A 1389-nucleotide genomic window follows, 5' to 3' on the forward strand; every position below is an offset into this window, starting at 1 on the left:
AAGCGCTACATCAAAGACCCAGAGGAACGTTTGTCGCTGTTAAAGCGCGTTCACTCTGAAGCGAAACGAGCGGGCCTGGAACCCGAGTTAGTACTATCAGTGATCCATGTTGAAAGCGCATTTAAGCGCTTTGCTATCTCCAGAGTGGGTGCACAAGGACTCATGCAAGTTATGCCTTTTTGGAAGAATGAGATTGGTCGCCCGGACGACAACCTCACGACCGTTTCAACCAACCTCCGGTATGGCTGTACAATCCTGAAGCATTACCTGAATAAAGAGAAAGGCAACCTGATCAGAGCCCTTGCGCGATACAATGGCAGTTTAGGTAAAACTAAGTACCCTTCAAAGGTCTTACGTTTTTGGCAGGACTACTGGTTCGTAAAACATGTATAAGCCAGCATAAAGAAAGAAATAGAGTTCAAACTATGCAAGAAATTATCGTCGACCTTTCCATTGATAAAGAGGAATGGCTGCGAATCTATAGGGGTGAAGCCAATATCGTCTATGCAATCAGCAGAGATGGCCGATCCATTCAGTTTCCGGCCGCTATCCTGAGTAAATATGTGACACACCACGGCATTGAAGGGAGCTTTGTTATTTCTATCAATGACGCCGGAAAGTTCCAATCTATCATTAAACTTTAGACCCTACTTGAGACAACGCGATATGACACACAACACCACGAAAGCCACGCTACAAACGCATCAGGTCATTTCGCTAAAAGAAGCTGAACTGGTTTCTCACTTGAAGGCCATGTCACTTGAAGAACTTGAGTTTCATGCTCATGAAATTATGAAAGATATGGGTTCTGAGCAATCTCCTCAAGTCATGGCTAAAGTAATGAAGTCTTTGGAGAAACCCAAAGAAGGTTATTCAAAATTTGAAACAGTCCAAAAAACACTTGAAGATGAACTGCCCAACAAAGCTTATCTCAGCGATATCTATGCGCGCCTGGCCGCTATCGTGATGAGCATTATATCTCGTCGCTTCAAAGAGTTTTTGTAAACGGCTATAGGCGGCTAGCTACCAGGTTCAAACTCTGTTCGTCGCCGCCATGCCTTGATAATCACGATCAAAAACAGCAAGCCTCCGATGGTAGAGATCAAACCACCCAAGCCCATCATTCCCATCCCTATAATTTCAGGTAAACGATCTAAACCTTGAGCTGCTCCTGCAGTCTTACGTTGCACACCATAACCACCTGACCACGCGAGACCCAATATATGCATCAACTGGCCACCACCATAAACATAAGGTTGAATTGCCGCTAGGCGAGTATCTGGGGTACCTAAACCCAGCTTAGGCATGAGCAGATAAGCAATACCCATAAAGGAAAGCGTTACTCCGACAATCGAACCATGGTAATGCGCAGGTATAACTACATTCACA

At 44.9% G+C, this 1389-nt stretch carries 4 protein-coding genes; 3 read left to right on the forward strand and 1 reads right to left on the reverse strand.

Features of this window, described 5'->3' with window-relative positions:
- The 3 genes from A3729_RS24890 to A3729_RS24900 form a co-directional block, all read left to right on the forward strand.
- Positions 1-393, forward strand: a 393-nt coding sequence (locus A3729_RS24890) for a lytic transglycosylase domain-containing protein (RefSeq protein ID WP_156498121.1), incomplete at its 5' end; no start/stop codon positions are given.
- A gap of 32 nt (positions 394-425) precedes the next feature.
- Positions 426-644, forward strand: coding sequence for a DUF2835 domain-containing protein (locus A3729_RS24895; protein ID WP_068515563.1), 219 nt, complete (start codon positions 426-428; stop codon positions 642-644).
- Between the two features lie 22 nt (positions 645-666).
- The gene (locus tag A3729_RS24900) at positions 667-1005 is read left to right on the forward strand and encodes a hypothetical protein (protein WP_068515566.1); all 339 of its coding nucleotides are present in this window, start codon (positions 667-669) and stop codon (positions 1003-1005) included.
- A 14-nt stretch (positions 1006-1019) separates the two neighbouring features.
- On the opposite strand, the gene A3729_RS33425 is transcribed toward A3729_RS24900, so the two are convergent.
- A partial coding sequence (locus A3729_RS33425; protein WP_197476061.1) for a hypothetical protein occupies positions 1020-1389 on the reverse strand: 370 nt, incomplete at its 5' end.

The organism is Oleiphilus sp. HI0043, assembly GCF_001634935.1.

Bases quoted from the DNA above. Each gene is read 5' to 3' on its own strand.
- A3729_RS24900 (WP_068515566.1), top strand. From the start codon at position 667: ATGACACACAACACCACGAAAGCCACGCTACAAACGCATCAGGTCATT.
- A3729_RS24895 (WP_068515563.1), top strand. From the start codon at position 426: ATGCAAGAAATTATCGTCGACCTTTCCATTGATAAAGAGGAATGGCTG.